General features: G+C 59.4%; 4 protein-coding genes and 1 riboswitch. Of the genes, 1 reads left to right on the top strand and 3 read right to left on the bottom strand.

The features are described from left to right. Positions 1-461: 461 nt before the first annotated feature. Positions 462-845 (bottom strand): fluoride efflux transporter CrcB, encoded by a 384-nt coding sequence (gene crcB, locus ACK6AU_RS31720; RefSeq protein WP_409303700.1) that lies wholly within the window; start codon positions 843-845, stop codon positions 462-464. A gap of 141 nt (positions 846-986) precedes the next feature. Then, a riboswitch (Fluoride riboswitch) is annotated at positions 987-1,047 on the bottom strand. Between the two features lie 180 nt (positions 1,048-1,227). Continuing rightward, positions 1,228-1,491 (bottom strand): DUF1652 domain-containing protein, encoded by a 264-nt coding sequence (locus ACK6AU_RS31715; RefSeq protein ID WP_409303698.1) that lies wholly within the window; start codon positions 1,489-1,491, stop codon positions 1,228-1,230. A 353-nt stretch (positions 1,492-1,844) separates the two neighbouring features. Here ACK6AU_RS31715 and ACK6AU_RS31710 point away from each other — a divergent pair, with 353 nt between their 5' ends. Next, positions 1,845-2,333, top strand: coding sequence for an AAA family ATPase (locus tag ACK6AU_RS31710; protein ID WP_409303696.1), 489 nt, complete (start codon positions 1,845-1,847; stop codon positions 2,331-2,333). 49 nt (positions 2,334-2,382) lie between these two features. Here ACK6AU_RS31710 and ACK6AU_RS31705 read toward each other — a convergent pair. Next, positions 2,383-2,797: hypothetical protein (locus ACK6AU_RS31705; RefSeq protein WP_409303694.1), on the bottom strand; the 415-nt coding region annotated here is incomplete at its 5' end.

Genomic DNA, 2,797 nt, shown 5'->3' with positions numbered 1-2,797 from the left:
AAACCCATACCTACCCGGGCAGTGAGGCCACCTTGGCTAGTGGCACCAATCGCACCTGACAATTCTGCCGCATTCACACCAAGGGACGCGCAGGAAAACAGTAAAGCACCCAGCAGAATTTTCTTCATTTTATGACCAATAAGTACTGATTATGAGAGGTGTAAGCAATCACCGACGGCTAAGAGGCATTGGGCCATCAAATCGTTCAATGAAATTTTCACCTGTCATTTTTAACTTATGTTTTGGCCGTTTTTACCTATGGCTGGCGCCGATTCATTGCCTTGGCGAGGATGGCCTTGAGTTCGGAGCCGAAAATCAGGCCAGCTCATCAAAATAAATCGTTAAATCCCAACAAAATCAATGTCTCTGGAAATATCCAGAGACATGATTATGTAGTTATACGATTCCGCTCTTCGAAGATAGCTTTTCATCGCCCAAGCAGTAGCACTTTTCCGCATTCCTTATCGGGTACCGAGCAACTGGAAGGATGCCAGGCCCGCCGCCGTCATCAGCAACGAGCCCACCACGTGCAGTGCTACCGAACCCAAGGCCCACAGCAGCCTGCCCTGCTGGAGCAGGGATACAGTCTCAGCGGAAAAGGTCGAGAACGTGGTCAGTCCTCCACAGAAGCCGGTGATGATCAGCAAGCGCCATTCGGGGTTCAAGGAAGGCGATGCCGCAAGGAAAGCCAGGGCCAGGCCGATGATGTAGCCCCCGGCCATGTTCGCCACCACGGTCCCCGGGGGGATGGCCGGAAACAACAGATTGAGCTTGAGGCCCAGGAACCAGCGCAGCCAGGCGCCGGTCGATGCGCCCATGGCAATGACCAGGAGTGACTTCAGCATGCTGGGCAGCCCCCCACCGAGCGGCATGGCCGATGGGGAAAGCGGGAGGTGATGCAAGAAGGGAGTGCTACTAGAGGAGTCGGTATCATGGTCCTGTCCTGGTCGGGGACAGGGCAGGCACACCTACGCACCCTGTCCAGGGTTCACGTAGGCATCATCAGCACGAAGCGGTTCAAGGAGGAATGCCATCTCCGGGGGCAAATCCTAGCGCAGGAGAAATCGCGGCTTCAAGGATCGCGCAGGGCTCCACCAGGAAGTTCGCCCAGTACAGGTGACCTCGCCATCCATGAACCGGTAAAGAGCCACACATACTGGGCGAACGGCTAAACGCTATGCCCTCGCCATGGGATGTTCAACTGTCAACAATGATCGGGCAGGCAAGTCAGCCGCCAGGACAGCCGAAGCCGCCGGCGAAAGCCCGCCGCCCTGCTCGCAGCTCGGTACGCAATTCGCCGATCAGGTTGGAAACATCCCTCACGCTGGTGAGCTGCGCGGTGCAAACGCCTGGGAGCAGCAAGTCCACCCGGCCGGATGCCGCCTCATAGATCTTGACGGTCAGCGTTCCGTCAGGATTGACATGGCAGGCGCAGGAAAGCGGGAGGAAGCCGGATTCCAATATGCGGCACAGCTCATGGGTCGAGAGCATGGCATCCTAGCCTATGTGGTGTTCATGGGGATTTTTCCGATTCAGCATAGGCGAGCATGCGCCTTGTGTATCGGAAAAAACACACCCGGGTGTTAACTGCATCGCAGTTCCTGAAAATGGCCGACCATGAACTGGCCGCCACGGCGTTGCTGCTGACAGCCCCGGCGGTTTCCCTGGGCATGGTTTCGCCAACTGTGTATGTTCGCTCCATGAACCGACTTCTTCAGCCCTGCCGCCCAGCGATTATTACCCTCCTCTAGAGGGTGGGCCAGCGGCTGTCCAAACCGCATCAACCCGCCTCGGAGGCGGGGTTCATGACCGCTCTTGCGAGGCTTCAAGCAAGGAGACGAAGCATGAACCCTCCATCCAACCCGGTCTTGCACCTGCTATGCGGCAAGATCGCCTCGGGCAAATCGACACTCGCCCGACAACTGGCCCAGGCCCCGGGCTGCGTGCTGATCTGCGAGGACCTGTGGCTGGCCCGGTTGTATCCGCAGATGATCCACTGCGTCGCGGACTATCAACTCCATGCCCGGCGCCTGGGCGAGGCCCTGGGGCCGCTGGTCGTCGCCATGTTGCAGGCGGGCACCAGCGTGGTGCTGGACTTTCCCGCCAATACGCTGGCCCAGCGCGCGTGGCTGCGCAGCCTGGCGGACCAGGCACAGGTTCCCCATCGCCTGCATGTGCTGGATGTCGCCGAGGATGTCTGTCGCAGCAGGCTGCGTGAGCGCAACAACCAAGGCGAGCACCCGTTCACCACCAGCGACGAACAGTTCGAGCTGATCTGCAGTTACTTCGTCGCGCCCCAGGCAGCGGAAGGGTTGAATATCGTCGAGGCTTGAGCCGACAGGCCGTGTCCGCAGCGACCAGGGCGGTCGCTGCGTTGCAGGCTCAATAGGAATGGCCGAACCGCCTGGCATAGCGGTCTTCCAGGTCGCGACATTCATCCGCAGGCAGGGTGGCATCGACCACAGACTTGGTCGAAGACAGGTTCTGCCGGCGGCAGTGCAGAATCTCTTCCTGGGCTCGGGCACGCTCCCTGTCGACCTCGATGTTGAAGCGGATGATGCACGCCCCAAGAATCACGGCGATGCCCATCAGGGACAAGGCCAGTGCCCTGAATCCGTCGTTGTCGGCCCTTTCATCCTCGTCCCGGATCATCAGCGTCCCATCGCACGCATACGCCCTCCTACTCAGGCTGCGTACTGTAGCAGCTCTGGGAACAGGCACGGGAACGGCGAGGCAAATCATCAAAAGGACAGGGGCACCGGGCCAAGAGGCGCATGCGGCAAGTCCCTGGCGCGAT

It is taken from the genome of Pseudomonas sp. KCJK8993 (genome assembly GCF_046230915.1).
Taxonomy (GTDB): Bacteria; Pseudomonadota; Gammaproteobacteria; order Pseudomonadales; family Pseudomonadaceae; genus Aquipseudomonas; species Aquipseudomonas piscis.
The sequence above is the reverse complement of the archived record's forward strand: the minus strand, read 5'-3'. Positions and strand labels throughout refer to the sequence as shown.

Bases quoted from the DNA above. Each gene is read 5' to 3' on its own strand.
- ACK6AU_RS31710 (WP_409303696.1), top strand. From the start codon at position 1,845: ATGAACCCTCCATCCAACCCGGTCTTGCACCTGCTATGCGGCAAGATC.
- ACK6AU_RS31715 (WP_409303698.1), bottom strand. From the start codon at position 1,491: ATGCTCTCGACCCATGAGCTGTGCCGCATATTGGAATCCGGCTTCCTC.
- crcB (WP_409303700.1), bottom strand. From the start codon at position 845: ATGCTGAAGTCACTCCTGGTCATTGCCATGGGCGCATCGACCGGCGCC.